Raw genomic sequence first — 18541 nt, forward strand, 5'->3', positions numbered from 1 at the left:
GACATAGGGTCATCACTCGACCATACAGTCTTATTCGGTCACGCCGTCCGCACGGCCCCACGCTGCGATTGTTGCCCATGCACCATGACACAATTGCGCCCCGCACCTTTGGCGCTGTATAGCGCCTGGTCGGCGGATTTGAGCACCGCCTCGGGGTTGCGATGATCGGCATGGCGCTCGGCCACGCCAATACTGATGGTGACCGAGACCGTGCCGCCGCCACTGCCAGCGCGGCGCTGACGCCCGGCCGTATCGTCCTGCGGGCGGTTATGCTGGTCGCGCAGATGCATCACGTAGTTGGCGATGACTTCACGCACGGCTTCCACATGCGGTACGCATTCTTCGGCGGTCTTGCCAGCGAAGACCAGGGCGAACTCCTCGCCACCATAACGGTAGGCGCGACCACCGCCGGTGACCTTGGACAAGCGGCTGGCGACCAGGCGCAGCACCTGGTCGCCCACATCGTGGCCGTGGGTGTCGTTGAATTTCTTGAAGTGGTCGACATCGGTCATGGCGATCACATAGTTGCGTCCCAGGCGCTGCATGCGTTCGTTCAGCGCACGACGCCCCGGCAGGCCGGTCAGCTCATCACGAAAAGCCATCTGATAAGCCTCGTGCGCCACGGCTGCGGCGATCATCAGCATCACCTGGCTGCACATGATGTTCAGGGTAAACGGCAGGATGAAGGTTTGCGGCAGCATCCAGAAAATGCCCAGCAGGCCCGTTATCAACGCGGCGTGCAGCGGCCGCGGTGCGCGCAGGTATTGCACCACCAGCAGGATGAACACGCCGATGAACAGGGGGTATACCATCTGAATCAGGCTCATCCACTGGCCATGCAAGGCCGGCCAGCGAATTTCAGCCAACCAGGTCAGCAACGCCTCGGGGTAACTTTGCTCCAGGGCTACCGCCACGCTGCCCACGGCAAACAGCACGGCACCACGGGCCACCAGGTCCTGCAGCAGGTGAGTGCGTTCCTGCCAGGCGCCATACAGCCCGAACAGCGCCGGCAGCAGCAGGCACACCAGGTGGAAGATTACCGCTGCGTCCTCGCGCACGCGGCCATGGTCACGGTAGAAGTCGGTCTGGGTGTCGAGCAGGAAGTAGGCGATGTACACCGTAAGCATCATGAACAGCTCACGCTGGCGGCGGTACACCGCGCAGTAGGCGCCGCCCAGCAGCAGAACCAAGGTAGGCAAGACATTGAACAGCGATGTGAAAAAGACGCTGAGGTCTCTCACATAGGCTGCGGCGAGCCCTGCCAGCAACAGGAACAGCGAAGGCAGGAAGTGGCTTGCGCGAACAGCGTTAAGACGAAACAAGGGTAATCTCCAACCCGGCAGATCAATAATGGCATTGTGCCCCTACTTCATCGGCAGTGCACATGAACAGTTGAATTCAGTTCAGACACAAGGCCACGCCTACACAGGATTCGCAGTAGCACCCCAAAAGCAAAAAACCCGCCTGCCGGTGAAGGCAGGCGGGTTTTTGGTACAGCCGATGGATCAGTACGACAAGCCGAAGTGCTCTTCGTCCATTGCCATCAGGTTGTTGGCACCCGACAGCATGGTCGCCACATGGGTACGGGTACGCGGCAGGATGCGCTGGAAGTAGAAGCGCGCAGTCTGCAGCTTGGCCGTGTAGAACGCCTCTTCGCTGGTGCCTGCAGCCAGTTTCTCAGCCGCCAGGCGGGCGATGTCGGCCCAGAAGTAGGCCAGGCAGGCGTAGCCGGAATACATCAGGTAATCGACCGAGGCCGCACCGACTTCTTCGCGGTCCTTCATGGCGGCCATGCCCACTTTCATGGTCAGCTCGCCCCACTCCTTGTTGATGGCCGCCAGCGGTTCGACGAACTCTTTGACCGCTTCGTTGCCTTCCTGCGCCTGGCAGAACTTGTGCACGATCTTGGTGAAACCCTTCAGTGCTTCACCCTGGGTCATCAGCACTTTACGGCCCAGCAGGTCGAGGGCCTGAATACCGGTGGTGCCTTCGTACAACATGGAGATACGGCTGTCGCGCACGTTCTGCTCCATGCCCCACTCGGCGATGAAGCCGTGGCCGCCGTAGATCTGCACGCCGTGGTTGGCGGCTTCGAAGCCGACTTCGGTCATGAACGCCTTGGCGATCGGGGTCAGGAACGCCAGCAGGGCATCGGCCTTCTTGCGCTCTTCTTCGTCCTGGCTGTACTTGACGATGTCCACCTGCTTGGCAGTGAAGTACACCATGGCGCGGTTGCCTTCGGCGAAGGCCTTCATGGTCAGCAGCATGCGGCGCACGTCCGGGTGGACGATGATCGGGTCGGCAGCCTTGTCCGGTGCTTTCGGGCCGGTCAGGGAGCGCATCTGCAGGCGCTCGCGGGCGTACTTCAGGCCACCCTGGAACGCCACTTCGGCGTGGGCCAGGCCTTGCAGCGCGGTACCCAGGCGAGCCGTGTTCATGAAGGTGAACATGCAGTTCAGGCCTTTGTTGGCCGGGCCGATCAGGTAGCCCGTGGCAGCATCGAAGTTCATCACGCAGGTAGCGTTACCGTGGATGCCCATTTTGTGTTCGATGGAGCCGCAGCTCACGCCGTTGCGCTCACCCACGCCGCCTTCGGCGTTAGGCAGGAACTTCGGCACGATGAACAGCGAAATGCCTTTGGTGCCAGCCGGTGCGTCCGGCAGGCGGGCCAGGACGATATGGACGATGTTGTCGGCCATGTCGTGTTCACCGGCCGAAATGAAGATCTTGGTGCCCGACACTTTGTAGCTGCCGTCGGCCTGTGGTTCGGCCTTGGTGCGCAGCATGCCCAGGTCGGTACCGCAGTGGGGTTCGGTCAGGCACATGGTGCCGGTCCACTCACCGGACACCAGCTTGGTCAGGTAGGTCTCTTGCTGCTCATGGGTGCCATGCGCAGAAATGGTGTTCATCGCGCCATGCGAAAGGCCTGGGTACATGCCCCACGACCAGTTCGAACCACCGACCATTTCGCTCAGGGCCAGGCCCAGCGATTCCGGCAGGCCCTGGCCGCCATGTTCTACGTCATGCGCCAGGCTCGGCCAGCCGCCTTCGACGAACTGCTCGTAGGCCGCTTTGAAGCCGGTCGGGGTTTTAACGCCCGATTCGCTCCAGGTACAGCCTTCCTGGTCACCCACACGGTTCAGCGGCGACAGCACTTGTTCACAGAACTTCGCACCTTCTTCGAGGATCGCGTCGACCATGTCGGGCGTGGCGTCCTGGCAGCCCGGCAGGCTCTGATAGTGCGCCTCATAGCCAAGCAGCTCGTCGCGAACGAAGCGGATATCACGCAAGGGGGCTTTGTAATCAGGCATTGCGATGAACCTCTGGGTCAGTTCTGTGGGGGTGACCAGCTCTTGGCGGCCGTCTATCAAACAGTTGTTTGAAACTTACGTTTAGCACCGCGTTCTGTCAAGGTTGGACTATGGTGCCATTTACGCCGCGAAAAATGGCAAATATGCCATCGCATGACAAAAACCCCTGTGGGAGCGGGTTTACCCGCGAATAGGCCCGCCCAGAAAACAGAGGTATCTGGTCAAACGCATTCGTGGGCAAACTCGCTCCCACAGGGGTGGGTCGCGATGCAGGGGAAACGCCGAGAATTCAGGCGTAGGTGTCGATGATCCGGCCGAGCATTTCGTCGGATGCCTTGACCACTTTTGCGCCAAGTTCGACTTCGGTTTTGCCCACTGCCTGTTGCACGATGCTGGTGGCCATGTCCATCTGCTGGCTGCGGTCGACCGCGCGCAGGCGTTCGGCCTGAAAATCGCTGGACTGGCTGGTGGCGGTACGTTCGGCGGTGGTGTTGGCGATCTGGGCGGCGGCCTGATCGACGCGGCTCTGGCCGGCCTGGATTGCGCTCAGGCCCGCGTAATAAGCGGAGCTACCGGTGATTTCCATGTCAGGACTCCATTGACGCTGGATGACGAACAGCCCCAATTAAAGCAGGCCAGGCGTGAAAAGGCCCGTTTAAATCCCTAATGGCCTGGTGCCAGTCGATAGGCCTGGGGTATTCCCGCAAAAGAACCAGGCCTGGAAACGGCTAATCCAGCAGGTCCAACTGCAAATGCTCAGCCACCATATCGGCGCTGGCCTGCTTCAACTTGGGCACCCGCCCCAGGCAAGGCGCCGGCAAGCGTTCAGCCAGACTGGCCAGGTTTTCTTCCAGCCGTGAAGTACGCGGCTCGATGATGTTTGCCACCCAACCCGCCAGCTGCAACCCGTCACGTTCTATGGCCTCGGCGCTGAGCAAGGCATGGCTGATGCAACCCAAGCGCACGCCTACCACCAGAATCACCGGCAACTGCAGGGCAATGGCAAGGTCGGACAGATTCTCCAGGCCCGACAGCGGCACGCGCCAGCCACCGGCCCCTTCCACCAAGGTGAAATCGGCATGCTGTTGCAGCACATTACGCATAGCCGCCAACAGCTCTGGCACCGCCAGCGTCACCCCCGCCTCGCGCGCGGCCACATGTGGGGCAATTGCAGGCTCGAAGGCAAACGGGTTGACCTGCTCGTAGGGCAACTTGATCGTGCTTTCGTCGATCAGCGCCTGGGCATCGCTATTGCGCAAGCCTTTGGGCGTCATCGTGCAGCCAGAGGCCACCGGCTTGGCGCCCAACGTGCTCATGCCCTGCAAGCGCGCCGCATGCAACAGCCCGGCGGCGATGGTGGTCTTGCCGACATCGGTGTCGGTGCCGGCAATGAAATAGGCCTGGCTCATCGTGTTCCCCTTACGCCTGTGGCTTGCGCAACACACCATAGACCACTTGATAGGTAGCTGGCAGCCCCGCAGGCTGGCGAAATGCCTCATAGGCTTGCAACAAGCCCTGCATGCGCGCCCTGCCGGTGAGGCCGGAAGGGCGCCCAGGGTTCAGATTGTGTGCCCCTAAAGCCTTCAGCTCGTGGGTCAGGCTACGAACGTCCGGGTAATGCAGCACATGCGGGCGGCGCTGCAGCTCAAGCTGTTCGAAGCCGCTGGCCGCGCACAGGCGTTGGTAGTCTTCGAACCGGCGGAAGCGGTTCACATGCACCAGCCCATCTACCGCTTGCCAACTGGCGCGCAGTTCGTCGAGGGTGCCCACGCACAAGCTGCTGAAGGCCAGCACACCGCCTGGGCGCAGCACGCGCTGCGCCTCGGCCAGCACACTGGCGAACTGGTCGCACCACTGCACCGCCAGGCTGGAAAACACCAGGTCGACACTGCCATCACGCAGCGGCAGGCGCTCGGCGTCGCCAGCCACGTGATACTGCGCCCCGCCCTGTTCATGGCGTGCATGGCGCAGCATGCCTTCGGCGATATCCACCGCCACGCCGCTGGCCTGGGCGAAACGCTCAGCAAGCATGCGGCTGAAGTGGCCGGTGCCGCTGCCCAGGTCCAGCCAATGCAACGGCTGCAGGCCTGCAGGCAACTGCTCCAGCAGGTTCGCACCTACCGCACGCTGCAAGGCAGCCACGCTGTCGTAACTGGCTGCCGCGCGGGAGAACGAAGCCGCTACCTGGCGTTTGTCGGGCAATGCACCGGGTAGGGTCGGACGGGAAAGATCAGTCATCGCCACTCTCATGCAGGAAACTCTTGATGCCCGCCGCCAACTCCTGCGGGTACTCCAACAGGAAGGCGTGGGAACTGTCTTCGACCAGGCCCACTTCCACATCGGGCAACAGCTCGCTCAAGGCCTTCGCCGCCTCTGCCGGCACCAGCGCATCGCTGCCGGCGAACAGGTGCAACTGCGGGCCGCCATAGGCCTGCAGGGCTTCGCGAGTGTCCAGCTTGGCCAGCACCTCAAGGCCGGTGGCCAGGTACAGCGGGTCGGTGTCCGGCACGCCGACACCCAGTTGGCGCAGCAAGGTGCGTGGTTGCAGGGCGCCATCGCTGCACAAGGTACGGAAGCGCTTGAGGGTGACCTGGGTATGGCTGCGGCAGCCGTCGAGGAAGGTGCCGAAGGTGTCTTCGGCCATGCCATGCGGCCAGTCCGCGCGGGCCACGAAACAGGGGTTGCTGGCCAGGGTCAGCAGGCCGCAGCAGTGGTCGCCACGCTTGTGCGCGAGGGCGCTGGCGAGCATGCCGCCTAACGACCAGCCGCCCAGCCAGACATCCGCCGGCAACTTGCGGTCGAGGTGGTCAAGCCAGCCCTCCACATCGCTGTGAGGCAATTCCGGCAAGGGCATCAGCTCTACCTGCAGGCGGGCGTCCTGGGCGCGCAGGCTGGCTGCCAGCGGCTCAAGGGCAGCAATGCCCAGGCCCCAACCAGGCAGCAGAACAAGTCGATTACGCATCGGCGTTCTCCAGTTGTGGATAACACTCGGCCAATGCATTCAACAATAGCTGCACCTGCGCCTCGCTGTGCGCGGCGCTCAAGGTTACCCGCAGACGGGCGCTACCCGCCGGCACGGTAGGCGGACGGATAGCCGTCACCAGCAAGCCGCGCTCGCGCAGCATGCGTGACAGGCGCAAGGCCTGCGCACTGTCGCCGATCACGATGGGCTGGATCGGCGTCGGGCTGTCCATCAGTTGCAGCCCGATCTGCTGCGCGCCTTCGCGGAACTGGCGAATCAACGCGGCCAGGTGCTCACGGCGCCAGGTTTCGCGGCGCAGCAGCTCCAGGCTTTTGAGCGTAGCGCAGGCCAGCGCCGGTGGCTGGCTGGTGGTGTAGATGTAGGGCCGGGCGAACTGCACCAGTGCCTCGATCAGATCTTCGCTGCCGGCAACAAAGGCACCTGCGGTACCGCAGGCCTTGCCCAGCGTGCCGATCAAGACCGGTACATCAGCCACGCCCAGGCCGAAGTGCTCGACGATACCGCCGCCTTGTGCGCCCAAGGTACCCAGGCCATGGGCATCGTCGACCATCAACCAGGCGCCACGGCCACGGGCGACATCGGCCAGCGCCGGCAGGTCGGCCAGGTCGCCGTCCATGCTGAACACACCATCAGTCACCACCAGGGTATTGCCGACGGCCTTGTCCAGGCGGCTGGCCAGGCTCGCTGAGTCGTTGTGCAAGTAGCGGTTGAAGCGCGCACCGCTGAGCAACCCGCCATCCAACAGCGAGGCATGATTCAGTCGGTCTTGCAGCACCGTGTCACCCTGCCCCACCAGCGCGGTGATGGCGCCCAGGTTGGCCATGTAGCCGGTAGAGAACAACAGCGCGCGCGGACGCCCGGTCAGTTCGGCCAGCGCCTCTTCAACCTGGTGGTGCGGCGTGCTGTGGCCGACCACCAGGTGCGAGGCACCGCCGCCCACACCCCAGCGCTCGGCGCCGGCCTGCCAGGCAGAGATAACCTCGGGGTGGTTGGCCAAACCCAGGTAGTCATTGCTACAGAAGGCCAGCAGGCGTTGGCCATCGACCACTACTTCCGGCCCCTGTGGGCTTTCCAATAGTGGCCGCTGCCGATACAGGTCTGCGGCGCGCCGTTCGGCCAGGCGCGCTGCCAGGTCGAAGGCCATATCAGGCCGATGCAGCGTTGTAGAACATCTCGCTGCTGCGCTGTTCGACCAGCGCCTGCTCGATCGCCGCCTGATGCACTTCATCGGCGTGCTCTTCCCGCGCTTCGGGCTTGATGCCCAGGCGTGCGAACAGTTGCATGTCCTTGTCGGCCTGCGGGTTGGCGGTAGTCAGCAGTTTTTCGCCGTAGAAAATCGAGTTGGCGCCAGCCATGAAGGCCAAGGCCTGCATCTGCTCGTTCATCTGCTCGCGGCCTGCGGACAGACGCACGTGCGACTTGGGCATGAGGATACGGGCCACGGCCAGCATGCGAATGAAGTCGAACGGGTCGACGTCTTCTTCCTCGGCCAGCGGTGTGCCGGCCACCTTGACCAGCATGTTGATCGGTACCGATTCCGGGTGCTCGGGCAGGTTGGCCAGCTGGATCAGCAGGCCGGCGCGGTCGTCCAGCGACTCGCCCATGCCCAGGATGCCACCGGAGCAGATCTTCATTCCAGCATCGCGCACGTAGGCCAGGGTCTGCAGGCGCTCGCCATAGGTGCGGGTGGTGATGATGCTGCCGTAGAACTCCGGCGAGGTGTCGAGGTTGTGGTTGTAGTAGTCCAGGCCAGCCTGGGCCAGGGCCAGGGTCTGATCCTGGTCGAGCTTGCCGAGGGTCATGCAGGTTTCCAGGCCCATGGCCTTCACACCTTTGACCATCTCCAACACGTAGGGCATGTCTTTGGCCGACGGGTGCTTCCAGGCCGCTCCCATGCAGAAGCGGGTAGAACCGATGGCTTTGGCCCGGGCGGCCTCTTCCAGCACCTTCTGCACTTCCATCAGTTTCTGTTTTTCCAGCCCGGTGTTGTAGTGGCCGGACTGGGGACAATATTTGCAATCTTCCGGGCAGGCACCGGTCTTGATCGACAGCAAAGTCGAAACCTGCACGCGGTTTGGGTCGAAATGCGCGCGGTGTACGGTCTGCGCCTGGAACAGCAAGTCATTGAACGGTTGCTGGAACAGCGCCTTGACCTCGGCCAGGGACCAGTCGTGACGTGTTGTTGCAGTTGTGCTGGCGCTCATCGGCGTTTCCTTGTTTAGGCTGTAGCTGGCGCCGGGACAGGAAAGCCCGCCAGCGCATCACGGATAGCTCGCATAGTCATGGAAGGCCTATGAACTGTCAACCACACTGGAAAAGGCTGGTTTACAAGTGCTCACTTATTAATCAAACGTGTTTACTGTGCGATGAGCCTGCCGAGCAGCGCTACCCATTGTGCACCGCCTGCGAGCAGGAACTGCCCTGGCTGGGTGATCACTGCCAGCATTGCGCCCTGCCCTTGCCCATGGCCGGGCTGACTTGCGCCCAGTGCTGCCGCCGCTTGCCGGCCTTCGATCAGGTCATTTCCCTGTGGCACTACGGCTTTCCGGTGGACACGTTGATCAGCCGCTTCAAGCACAATCGTCAATGGCCATTGGGGCGCTTGATGGCCGAGTTACTCGGGCATGGGCTGCTGCACCGCTTTGCCGAAGGGCTACCGCGCCCAGACCTGCTGTTGCCTGTGCCCTTGGCAAGCCGTCGATTGCGCGAGCGAGGGTTCAACCAGGCGGGGATGCTTGGGCGTTGGTTGTCTTCGCAACTGCGGCTACCTTGCGATGAGCGATTGCTGATGCGCACGCGCGAAACGACTGCGCAGCAACAGCTGACTGCCAAGGCAAGGCGACGCAACTTGCGTCAGGCGTTTGCGGTCACTGGCAAGCTGACAGGTAAGCATGTCGCTGTTGTCGACGATGTGTTGACCACCGGTGCCACCGCGCAGGCCATTGCTCAGGTGCTGCGCAAGGCCGGAGCGCGACAGGTAGATGTGTATTGCCTGGCACGCACGCCCAAACCAGGGTATGCATGACCTGTGCAGTCCTACACAATTCACCTTCAGGCCCATCACCTACAACGACTCAATGCTCATGCCGCTGCCTACTCTGCTTACCCAGCACATCGCCCGCCGCCCCCAGCGCATCGCGCTGCTGCAGCACATTGCCGAACAAGGCTCGATCACCCGCGCCGCCAAGGCAGCGGGCATCAGCTACAAGGCGGCCTGGGATGCCATCGACGAGCTCAACAACCTGGCCAGCCAACCCCTGGTCGAGCGCAGCACCGGTGGTCGAGGTGGTGGCGGTGCGCGCTTGTCGCCGGAAGGCGAGCGGGTGCTGCGCCTGTATCAAAGGTTGCAGGCCCTGCAGGCGCAAATCCTCGAAGCCGCCGAAGAGTCCAGCGACCTCGACCTGCTCGGGCGCCTGATGCTGCGCACCAGCGCGCGCAACCAGCTGCAGGGCCAGGTCAGCGGCCTGCGCCGCGAAGGCCGGTATGACCGCGTCAGCCTGGCATTGGGCGGCGGGCTGGAGATCGACGCGCTGATCACACACGACAGTACCGCGCGGCTGGAGCTGACGCTGGGGACGATGGTAGTAGCGCTGCTCAAGGCCGGGTGGGTGCGGTTGTTGGCGCAGGGGGAGCAAGCCGAGGTCGGCAGCAACTGCTTGAGTGCTACGGTGGAAGAAGTGTTGGCAGCGGATGACGGGCCCAGCGAGGTCCGACTGGCATTGGGTAATGGGCAGACGCTGTGTGCCATTGCCGAAGCGGATTGGTTGGCCGGGCTACAAGTGGCGGCTGGTAGTTCGGTGCGGGTGCAGTTTAATCCGTCCGTTGTGCTGATCGGGGTACCTGCATAGCCTGGGCGGGCCTCTTCGCGGCTAAAGCCGCTCCCACAGGGACCGCGTCGCCTGAAGGATGCTCACAAAACCTGTGGGAGCGGCTTTAGCCGCGAAGAGGCCGGTACAGGTATAACGCTGTACCATGGGCTCCATGCCGCCTATCCCCGGAGCCATCATGTCCCACCCCTTCGACACCCTCACCCCCGACCTGGTCCTGGACGCCGTGGAAAGCCTGGGCTTCCTCAGCGATGCCCGCGTGTTGGCGCTGAACAGCTACGAGAACCGCGTCTACCAGGTGGGCATCGAAGACGCGCAGCCGCTGATCGCCAAGTTCTACCGCCCAGGCCGCTGGAGCGATGCGGCCATTCTTGAGGAACACAGCTTCACCGCTGAACTGGCCGACTGTGAAGTGCCGGTGGTTGCGCCGATGCAGCACGACGGCCGCACCCTGTTCGAACACCAGGGCTTCCGTTTCACACTGTTCCCCCGCCGCGGCGGCCATGCCCCGGAGCCAGGCAACCTCGATCAGCTTTACCGCCTTGGCCAGTTGCTCGGCCGTCTGCATGCCGTGGGTGCCAGCAGGCCATTCGAGCACCGTGAAGCCCTGGCTGTGGACAACTTCGGCCACGCCTCGCTGAACACCCTGCTGGAAGGTGGTTTTGTCCCTCGCGAACTGTTGCCGGCCTTCGAGTCCGTGGCACGCGACCTGCTCAAGCGGGTGGAGGACATCTACGCCCGTACACCGCATCAGCTCATCCGCCTGCACGGCGACCTGCACCCCGGCAACCTGATGCACCGCGACGAGGTGTACCACGTGGTCGACCTCGACGATTGCCGCATGGGCCCGGCGGTACAAGACCTGTGGATGATGCTGGCCGGCAACCGCGAGGAGCGCCTTGGGCAGCTGGCCGAGCTGATCGACGGCTACAACGAGTTCCACGACTTCGACCCGCGCGAACTGGCCTTGATCGAGCCCCTGCGCGCCCTGCGTCAGTTGCACTACAGCGCTTGGTTGGCAAGGCGCTGGGACGACCCGGCATTCCCACCCAGCTTCCCGTGGTTCGGCCAGCCACGTTACTGGGGCGACCAGATTCTTGCCCTGCGCGAGCAGATGGCCGCGTTGGACGAACCACCGCTGAAGTTGTTCTAGTGCTTGCATCAGAAATGATTTAGCTAGCAATACCCTGACACGCCAGCCGGCAGGCGAGATGCCGGCACCCCACCTGAAACTTCTCTATGGGCTGAACACCTAGCATTTTTGCCAGTAGGCAAATAATTAAAGCAGGCGTAGAAAATATTAAGCGGACCACTCAAATTAATGTTGGCAAGCCAACTAGCGCCCCCTGTCGGCTACCACTGGCCGCCTCATAACCAGGCTGGAACGGGGCGCCTTGCAGGCAGCTTAATTAAAGAGAGAAGACGATGAATAATTTTGTACGCCAGTCACTTGAAGATTTTCTGAACGAGATAGCCAAAGCACGGAAAAATTTTGGCTACCCCGTGATCGTGGCATTCGATAGAAAAACAGCAAACAATGTACTGAAACAGGAGTTTATTGAGCGCTACACGGGAGAGCTATTCCTGGACCCGATGAACAGTGAGGTCGATATCGAATCAGGCGTTTCTTATCATCAGTTGAGTGACTTCTGCCTGGACCAGCCAAGGCTGACATTTGAGAATGCAGACCTCAGCGATTCTAAAGCTACGCTGATGATGCGAACGGTCAGAGGCAAGCAGCTTCAGCTAAGTCAAGCGGTAGGCAGCACGCGCCGGCAGGTCACACGCTTGGCGAAGGCTTCCCCTATCAATGGGCCATCGCTTGTATTCGATATCGAGTTGAAAAACACTAGGAATGCAGTATCGGAGAATGGCAGAGTTTACTTCAGCTATGCTGCAGGTACTAACTATGCCTTCTACGGTGGCACAACACAATTCGAACTAGACAAACTGGGGTTGCATTTCAAAGAATACTTTGAAGCCTACACGGTACAACCCGGACAGCGAGAAATCATCGAGTACACACTGGGTGAACTGGCTAATCTAGCAGACCTTATACTCAAGCCAAAGGATTTCAAGATTCGCACCCACGGCGCACCCGGCACACGGCTTAGAAACCAGGCGTCCTTTGGTGACGGGGCCGTTGTTTTATTTGTAGAGCTCGAAGGGTTCGACAGTTCGAATGCCATCCCACCCGATCGAAACGACAAGCTGCCATATCTCTTGCCAGACGGTTACAGTGCAAACGTGCTGATCAACTCTGATTTCATAACGAAAAATCTGATAATCAAACAACTGAAGGAATCTGCTTCGGGTATCAGTCTACTTGACTGGGCACCCCTACTTACAGGCGGCTTAGGCTACAGGGCAACGGGAGAACTCTCTATTGATGGCTTTGAATTTTATGACAACGCTGGGCCAAACGTCACAACATTCACCAAATACAACGCCACCTACACCTGCCCCCCCGAACATGACACAGCCAAAAATTTTAGAATAACTTTCAAAAACGACCTAATGATCGTCGATTGGAACGACGAACATCGCGCAGCTGGAAGGGCATATACACCGCGCTCGGGTCTCGATCCGATTATAGAGGACGGCGAATTTGTAAACAGCTGGAGCATACGCCTTGAATACAAGTTCACCATTGAAACAATTGAAGGCAAGCATTCGCTGGCACTCGAAAAAACCAAACAGGACTACACCTATAACTTGATGGCCACCGGAGACCTTGGGAAACACGTGCATTATGGCGAAAGAGTATACCGCCTTTGCTACGAACGGTCCGAACCCAAGTTTAAAGAGTTTCTGGATAGCATCATGTCTGGATTTACAACGCTTGACGTGGAGATTGACACGTTCATCCTATCATCACTGCTATTCCGAAACTCCCAGGTTGCCCTTGACTCCGTGCATTGGCCAAATGATTTGCTCACGGTAGGTCAATTGGCCCCTGATCGCACCAAGTTCAGCATTTCCACAAGTGACAACACCGCGATCGATCAAGGTGAAACAAGCGTACTGACCGGTGGCCGCATTGCCTTCACGACCGAGCCCGCTACCCCAGGCGTAGTCTGGAGCGTACAGCACCTCCCTGATTACACCGGTGACGACCTGAAAGGTGAGATCGACCCTGGAACGGGTGTGTACACTGCACCCGCTGCCGATACGTTCGACGACAGCTTCATCAAGGTCATCGTAACTGCCAAGTCTGGCGATAATGTTGCCCATGCCCTGGTAAGCGTGCTGCGAACTACCGTGAGTGTCTATCCGTCCGTCATGACGCTGAATCTCGGTGCCTACAACGATATCCTGGCGGGCGAGATGAACAAAGGCGCGATCAACTGGGCCGTCGAAGGGTTTGGCAAGCTTGAGGACATCGACAACGGCGACCCTTTGGCACAAGCGTCGAAAAGGTATCTAGCCCCCACTGTAGGCGAAGTCCCAGACTGGGACGACAGCATGCCATTGCTCGATATGTACATACGCCACAGCCGCATCAAGGTCAGCAGTGGGGCCACCAGCAAGTACGTTGATGTACTCCTGCCGATAGCTATTCAAGACAATCACTGGCTGGAGGCCACGCGGGCTGGCGAAGGTGTGAGGTTTGAGTTTTGGTGGAAGCCGAAAAGCAGACCCGCAGAGCTGGTGGACCCAGAAAATACGTCGTGGCACGTTCGCGTCGGTAGCGGCACCTGCATCGACGGTGTTTACACACCAGACCCATCAAAGGCGGAAGAGTACGCCGTTATTGTGGCAACAAACGACGTAACAGAAGATTACGCCAGCATGATCCTGCCACTGCCCTTCATCGACGTTGAACAGTTCATGGCGCTTCATGCGCCTGATGAAGCCAAGGCGGTTTAACGCCAGTCGTTCAACAACCGGCAATGATCGATGCAGCGATCATTGCCGGTTCAGGTATCAATGTCACGACCTCCAAAAACCAGGGCCAAGCCCTCGTTCCCACATTTAATTCGTCGCAGCACAACCGGCCAACCTGTGCTGAAATACCCCGCGCTATATTTAGCTAGCTGAGCAAGGATTCTGCATGCACGCCGCAAACCCGCGTCGCGGGTACACTTTGGGCCTGAGCGCCTACATCATCTGGGGCCTGTTCCCCATTTACTTCAAGGCGATACAGAGCGTCCCGGCGGTGGAGATCATCGTCCACCGGGTGCTCTGGTCAGCACTGTTCGGCTCGCTGCTGCTACTGGTGTGGAAACACCCCGGCTGGTGGCGTGAGCTGCGCGACAACCCACGCCGGCTGGGCATCCTGGCGTTGAGCGGGGCACTGATCGCCGGTAACTGGCTGACTTACGTGTGGTCGGTGAACAACGGGCGCATGCTTGAGGCCAGCCTGGGTTACTACATCAACCCGCTGATCAATGTGTTGCTGGGCATGCTGATTCTTGGCGAGCGCCTGCGCCGCCTGCAATGGCTGGCGGTGGGCATGGCCGCCGTGGGTGTGGCCCAGCAGGTGTGGCAAGTGGGCAGCCTGCCTTGGGTGTCGCTGGTGCTGGCACTGAGCTTTGGCTTTTATGGGCTGATCCGCAAGCAGGCACCGGTGGCCGCACTGCCGGGGCTGGTGGTGGAAACCTGGATGCTGGTGCCGCTGGCCCTGGGCTGGCTGCTGCTGCACCCGGCGGCGATGAGTGCCCAGGGGGCGTTCTACACCAGCAGCGAAGCACTGTGGTTGATGGCTGCCGGGCCAGTAACGCTGGTGCCGCTGGTGTGCTTCAACGCTGCGGCGCGGCACCTGCCGTATACCACCCTGGGCTTCTTGCAGTACCTGGCGCCGACCTTGGTGCTGTTGCAGGCGGTGCTGTTGTTCGATGAGCACCTGTCGTCGAGCAACCTGATAGCGTTCATGTTCATCTGGGCGGGTTTGGCGATTTACAGCGTCGATGCCTGGTTGAGTTTGCGCAAACGCAGCTGATCAAAAAACAACCAAAACTCTGCAGGCCATGTGGGCCGTGCCCTGCAGAGACATCTCCAAAGGTTATCCACACCCTCGTCCCCGTGCTTTGTGCACAAGCTGCTGATATTTGGGTGTTTTTTGAACAAAACCGTGTAAGGCTGATGGTACCTGGGCTGGAGAGGTACACCCCCAGGTTATCCACAGGGCCTTCCCCGTGATATCGGGATAACCGCAGGGGGCTGCTTTGCAGCCCATCGCGACACAAGGCCGCTCCTACAGGGGACCGCGTAACCCCTGTAGGAGCGGCCTTGTGTCGCGATGGGGCGCGCAGCGGCCCCGGCAATCTCGGATCAATCCTCCGCCCGCAACTGCAACTCCACCATCAAGTCATCCGCCAGGCTCTCCAACTTTTGCTGCAGTTCATCCAGCGACAGGGTCAACGGCAGCGCCAGCAACGCATCGGCATGGAAAAGAGGCTCGCTGCTCATCGGCGCAGGCCGCACCTCAGTGGTGAACCGCTCAAGGTTCACCCCCAGATCCGCCAGCAACCGCGTAATGTCTCGCACGATCCCCGGCCGGTCATTACCCACCAGCTCCATGGCAATCGGCTTCCAGGTACACGACGGCTCGATCCCGCTTTCGGCAATCAGCACGCGAATGTCATACCGGGCCAGCCCCTGCAGTGAGGCCACCAGTTCTGCGTAGTTTTCGGCCGGCACCGCCACCCGCAAGATGCCGGCAAACTGCCCGGCCATGCGCGACATGCGGCTTTCCAGCCAATTGCCACTGTGGTCGGCGATGCACTGGGCAATGCGTTCGACCTGGCCGGCCTTGTCAGGGGCAATAACAGTCAGTACAAGATGATCCACAAGCCCTTCCTCGTGTCGAACCGCGCCGGGCGGCAGAAAATCGGGGGATCGACTCAGTATAGGCAAGGCGCGGCAACCTGCCGCAGGGCAATCCGCACAACGAATCGTGTACTGTTTCAAGATTTATCTGGAACAATCCACCTGTTTTTTGCGAACATACCCACTCCCAGCGTGACCATACGCGACCAACGGGTCGCAGAACGGCGCTTTTAGTCTGATTTTGCCCCGCCTACTGCTTCATGTAGTATCCCGTGGCGCGGACTACAAAACGTCGTTTGGATGTCTGCCAAGGCGCCTGTGAAAATACGCACACTGCCCGCCAGCCCGTCTGGCCGGCCGCACCCAGCCGCGCCCGGCACAACCGGGGAGCACGCACGGGTGCCGTGTTTAGAGAAGCGCTACAGGCTTAATACAGAAGAGCGAAATAGCTGAGCAGAGTGAGGCAAGCAATGACTGGATACGTTCAAGTCGGTGGCCTTCAGGTCGCCAAGGTCCTGTACGACTTCGTGAACAACGAAGCCATCCCAGGGACCGGCATCGTCGCCGAGCAGTTCTGGGCGGGTGCAGAGAAGATCATCAATGACCTCGCTCCAAAGAACAAAGCCCTGCTCGCCAAGCGCGACGAGCTGCAAGCCAAGATCGACGCCTGGCACCAGGCACGCCAAGGCCAGGCCCACGACGCCGTAGCCTACAAAGCATTCCTCCAGGAAATCGGCTATCTGCTGCCACAAGCTGACGATTTCCAGGCCACCACTCAGAACGTGGACGAAGAAATCGCCCACATGGCCGGCCCGCAGCTGGTGGTGCCGGTAATGAACGCCCGCTTCGCCCTGAACGCCGCCAACGCCCGCTGGGGTTCGCTGTACGACGCCTTGTACGGCACCGACGCCATCAGTGATGAAGGCGGCGCCGAAAAAGGCCAGGGTTACAACAAGGTCCGTGGCGACAAGGTCATCGCCTTCGCCCGCGCCTTCCTCGATGAAGCCGCGCCACTGGCCGCTGGCTCGCACGTCGACTCCACCGGCTACCGCATCGAAGGCGGCAAGCTGGTTGTTGCCCTCAAAGGCGGCAGCAACAGCGGCCTGCGCGACGACGCCCAACTGATCGGCTTCCACGGTGACGCCGCCGCACCGACCGCTGTGCTGCTCAAGCACAACGGCCTGCACTTCGAAATCCAGGTCGATGCCAACACCCCGGTCGGCAGCACCGACGCCGCCAGCGTGAAAGACATCCTGATGGAGTCGGCACTGACCACCATCATGGACTGCGAAGACTCGGTTGCCGCCGTCGACGCCGACGACAAGGTCGTTGTCTACCGCAACTGGCTGGGCCTGATGAAAGGTGACCTGGCCGAAACCGTGAGCAAGGGTGGCAAAACCTTCACCCGCACCATGAACCCGGACCGCGAGTACGCCGCGCCCAACGGTGGCAGCGTGACGCTGCACGGCCGTTCGCTGCTGTTCGTGCGCAACGTTGGCCACTTGATGACCAACCCGGCGGTACTCGATGCCCAAGGCAACGAAATCCCCGAAGGTATCCAGGACGGCCTGTTCACCAACCTGATCGCCCTGCACAACCTCAACGGCAACACCAGCCGCAAGAACACCCGCAGCGGCAGCGTGTACATCGTCAAGCCGAAAATGCACGGCCCGGAAGAAGTGGCCTTCGCCGCCGAAATCTTCAGCCAGGTCGAAGACCTGCTGGGCATGCCGCGCAACACCGTCAAGGTCGGCATCATGGACGAGGAGCGCCGTACCACGGTCAACCTCAAGTCCTGCATCAAGGCGGCCGCCGAGCGCGTGGCGTTCATCAACACCGGTTTCCTCGACCGCACTGGCGATGAAATCCACACCTCGATGGAAGCCGGCGCCGTGGTGCGCAAGGGCGCCATGAAGAACGAGAAATGGATCGGCGCCTACGAGAACAACAACGTCGACGTTGGCCTGGCCACCGGCCTGCAAGGCCGTGCGCAAATCGGCAAGGGCATGTGGGCCATGCCTGACCTGATGGCAGCCATGCTCGAGCAGAAAATCGCCCACCCACTGGCCGGTGCCAACACCGCCTGGGTGCCGTCGCCGACTGCCGCCACCCTGCACGCCCTGCACTACCACAAGGTGGACGTGCAGGCGCGTCAGCGTGAACTGGCTTCGCGTACCCCGGCCTCGGTGGACGACATTCTGGCCATCCCGCTGGCCGCCGACACCAACTGGTCGGCCGAAGAAATCCGCAACGAGCTGGACAACAACGCCCAGGGCATCCTCGGCTACGTGGTGCGCTGGATCGACCAGGGCGTGGGTTGCTCGAAGGTGCCGGACATCAACAACGTCGGCCTGATGGAAGACCGTGCCACCCTGCGCATCTCCGCCCAGCTGCTGGCCAACTGGCTGCGCCACGGCGTGGTCAGCCAGGAGCAGGTGCTGGAAAGCCTCAAGCGCATGGCCGTGGTGGTTGACCAGCAGAACGCTGGCGACGCCCTGTACCGTCCGATGGCGCCGAACTTCGACGACAACGTCGCGTTCCAGGCGGCCGTGGAGCTGGTAGTGGAAGGTGGCAAGCAGCCGAACGGCTATACCGAGCCGGTGCTGCACCGCCGTCGCCGCGAGTTCAAGGCGCGTAACGGGTTGTAA

Annotated in this window: 15 protein-coding genes; 6 read left to right on the forward strand and 9 right to left on the reverse strand. The window is 61.1% G+C overall.

From position 1 onward, the window contains the following. Window positions 1-38 precede the first annotated feature (38 nt). The 8 genes from APH42_RS08695 to bioB all read right to left on the reverse strand — a co-directional run bounded on the left by APH42_RS08695 (window position 39) and on the right by bioB (window position 8498). Window positions 39-1322: a diguanylate cyclase gene (locus APH42_RS08695; RefSeq protein WP_012270169.1), complete on the reverse strand. Its 1284-nt coding sequence runs from the start codon at window positions 1320-1322 to the stop codon at window positions 39-41. 183 nt (window positions 1323-1505) lie between these two features. Next, window positions 1506-3311 (reverse strand): phenylacyl-CoA dehydrogenase, encoded by a 1806-nt coding sequence (locus APH42_RS08700; RefSeq protein WP_012270168.1) that lies wholly within the window; start codon window positions 3309-3311, stop codon window positions 1506-1508. A gap of 289 nt (window positions 3312-3600) precedes the next feature. Next, complete coding sequence (locus APH42_RS08705; protein ID WP_012270167.1) at window positions 3601-3897, reverse strand: hypothetical protein; 297 nt, start codon at window positions 3895-3897, stop codon at window positions 3601-3603. 142 nt (window positions 3898-4039) lie between these two features. Beyond that, window positions 4040-4720 carry a dethiobiotin synthase gene (gene bioD / locus APH42_RS08710; RefSeq protein ID WP_012270166.1) on the reverse strand — a complete coding sequence of 227 codons (681 nt, stop codon included), beginning with the start codon at window positions 4718-4720 and terminating at the stop codon, window positions 4040-4042. Window positions 4721-4730: 10 nt separating this feature from the next. Further along, on the reverse strand, window positions 4731-5549 hold the full coding sequence (bioC, locus tag APH42_RS08715; protein WP_012270165.1) for a malonyl-ACP O-methyltransferase BioC: 819 nt from the start codon (window positions 5547-5549) through the stop codon (window positions 4731-4733). Then, window positions 5542-6273, reverse strand: coding sequence for an alpha/beta fold hydrolase (locus APH42_RS08720; protein ID WP_012270164.1), 732 nt, complete (start codon window positions 6271-6273; stop codon window positions 5542-5544). Before APH42_RS08720 ends, bioC begins: the two co-directional genes overlap by 8 nt. Further along, window positions 6266-7438 carry an 8-amino-7-oxononanoate synthase gene (gene bioF / locus APH42_RS08725; protein ID WP_012270163.1) on the reverse strand — a complete coding sequence of 391 codons (1173 nt, stop codon included), beginning with the start codon at window positions 7436-7438 and terminating at the stop codon, window positions 6266-6268. The genes APH42_RS08720 and bioF overlap by 8 nt, the downstream gene beginning before the upstream one ends. Before the next feature lies 1 nt (window position 7439). Further along, window positions 7440-8498: a biotin synthase BioB gene (bioB, locus tag APH42_RS08730; protein WP_012270162.1), complete on the reverse strand. Its 1059-nt coding sequence runs from the start codon at window positions 8496-8498 to the stop codon at window positions 7440-7442. Window positions 8499-8587: 89 nt separating this feature from the next. Between bioB and APH42_RS08735 the strand changes: the two genes are divergently transcribed. The 5 genes from APH42_RS08735 (at window position 8588) to rarD (ending at window position 15063) form a co-directional block, all read left to right on the forward strand. Beyond that, a complete protein-coding gene (locus APH42_RS08735; RefSeq protein ID WP_060493149.1) occupies window positions 8588-9319 on the forward strand; it encodes a ComF family protein in 732 nt (243 codons plus the stop codon). A gap of 58 nt (window positions 9320-9377) precedes the next feature. Then, window positions 9378-10142: a TOBE domain-containing protein gene (locus APH42_RS08740; protein WP_060493150.1), complete on the forward strand. Its 765-nt coding sequence runs from the start codon at window positions 9378-9380 to the stop codon at window positions 10140-10142. Window positions 10143-10299: 157 nt separating this feature from the next. Then, window positions 10300-11274, forward strand: a complete 975-nt coding sequence (locus APH42_RS08745; RefSeq protein WP_012270159.1) for a serine/threonine protein kinase — start codon at window positions 10300-10302, stop codon at window positions 11272-11274. Between the two features lie 272 nt (window positions 11275-11546). Next, window positions 11547-13991 (forward strand): hypothetical protein, encoded by a 2445-nt coding sequence (locus tag APH42_RS08750; protein WP_060493151.1) that lies wholly within the window; start codon window positions 11547-11549, stop codon window positions 13989-13991. Window positions 13992-14175: 184 nt separating this feature from the next. Then, on the forward strand, window positions 14176-15063 hold the full coding sequence (gene rarD, locus APH42_RS08755; RefSeq protein WP_060493152.1) for an EamA family transporter RarD: 888 nt from the start codon (window positions 14176-14178) through the stop codon (window positions 15061-15063). Window positions 15064-15395: 332 nt separating this feature from the next. Here rarD and APH42_RS08760 read toward each other — a convergent pair whose 3' ends face one another. Continuing rightward, a complete protein-coding gene (locus APH42_RS08760; RefSeq protein WP_049275374.1) occupies window positions 15396-15914 on the reverse strand; it encodes a glycine cleavage system protein R in 519 nt (172 codons plus the stop codon). Between the two features lie 449 nt (window positions 15915-16363). Between APH42_RS08760 and APH42_RS08765 the strand changes: the two genes are divergently transcribed. Continuing rightward, on the forward strand, window positions 16364-18541 hold the full coding sequence (locus APH42_RS08765) for a malate synthase G (RefSeq protein WP_060493153.1): 2178 nt from the start codon (window positions 16364-16366) through the stop codon (window positions 18539-18541).

It is taken from the genome of Pseudomonas sp. NBRC 111140 (assembly GCF_001320885.1).
GTDB lineage: Bacteria > Pseudomonadota > Gammaproteobacteria > Pseudomonadales > Pseudomonadaceae > Aquipseudomonas > Aquipseudomonas putida_P.

Excerpts from the sequence above, each read along its gene's own strand:
- APH42_RS08700 (WP_012270168.1), bottom strand. The coding sequence starts at position 3,311 with ATGCCTGATTACAAAGCCCCCTTGCGTGATATCCGCTTCGTTCGCGAC.
- APH42_RS08705 (WP_012270167.1), bottom strand. The coding sequence starts at position 3,897 with ATGGAAATCACCGGTAGCTCCGCTTATTACGCGGGCCTGAGCGCAATC.
- bioD (WP_012270166.1), bottom strand. The coding sequence starts at position 4,720 with ATGAGCCAGGCCTATTTCATTGCCGGCACCGACACCGATGTCGGCAAG.
- bioC (WP_012270165.1), bottom strand. The coding sequence starts at position 5,549 with ATGACTGATCTTTCCCGTCCGACCCTACCCGGTGCATTGCCCGACAAA.
- APH42_RS08720 (WP_012270164.1), bottom strand. The coding sequence starts at position 6,273 with ATGCGTAATCGACTTGTTCTGCTGCCTGGTTGGGGCCTGGGCATTGCT.
- bioF (WP_012270163.1), bottom strand. The coding sequence starts at position 7,438 with ATGGCCTTCGACCTGGCAGCGCGCCTGGCCGAACGGCGCGCCGCAGAC.
- bioB (WP_012270162.1), bottom strand. The coding sequence starts at position 8,498 with ATGAGCGCCAGCACAACTGCAACAACACGTCACGACTGGTCCCTGGCC.
- APH42_RS08735 (WP_060493149.1), top strand. The coding sequence starts at position 8,588 with ATGAACTGTCAACCACACTGGAAAAGGCTGGTTTACAAGTGCTCACTT.
- APH42_RS08740 (WP_060493150.1), top strand. The coding sequence starts at position 9,378 with ATGCCGCTGCCTACTCTGCTTACCCAGCACATCGCCCGCCGCCCCCAG.
- APH42_RS08745 (WP_012270159.1), top strand. The coding sequence starts at position 10,300 with ATGTCCCACCCCTTCGACACCCTCACCCCCGACCTGGTCCTGGACGCC.
- APH42_RS08750 (WP_060493151.1), top strand. The coding sequence starts at position 11,547 with ATGAATAATTTTGTACGCCAGTCACTTGAAGATTTTCTGAACGAGATA.
- rarD (WP_060493152.1), top strand. The coding sequence starts at position 14,176 with ATGCACGCCGCAAACCCGCGTCGCGGGTACACTTTGGGCCTGAGCGCC.
- APH42_RS08765 (WP_060493153.1), top strand. The coding sequence starts at position 16,364 with ATGACTGGATACGTTCAAGTCGGTGGCCTTCAGGTCGCCAAGGTCCTG.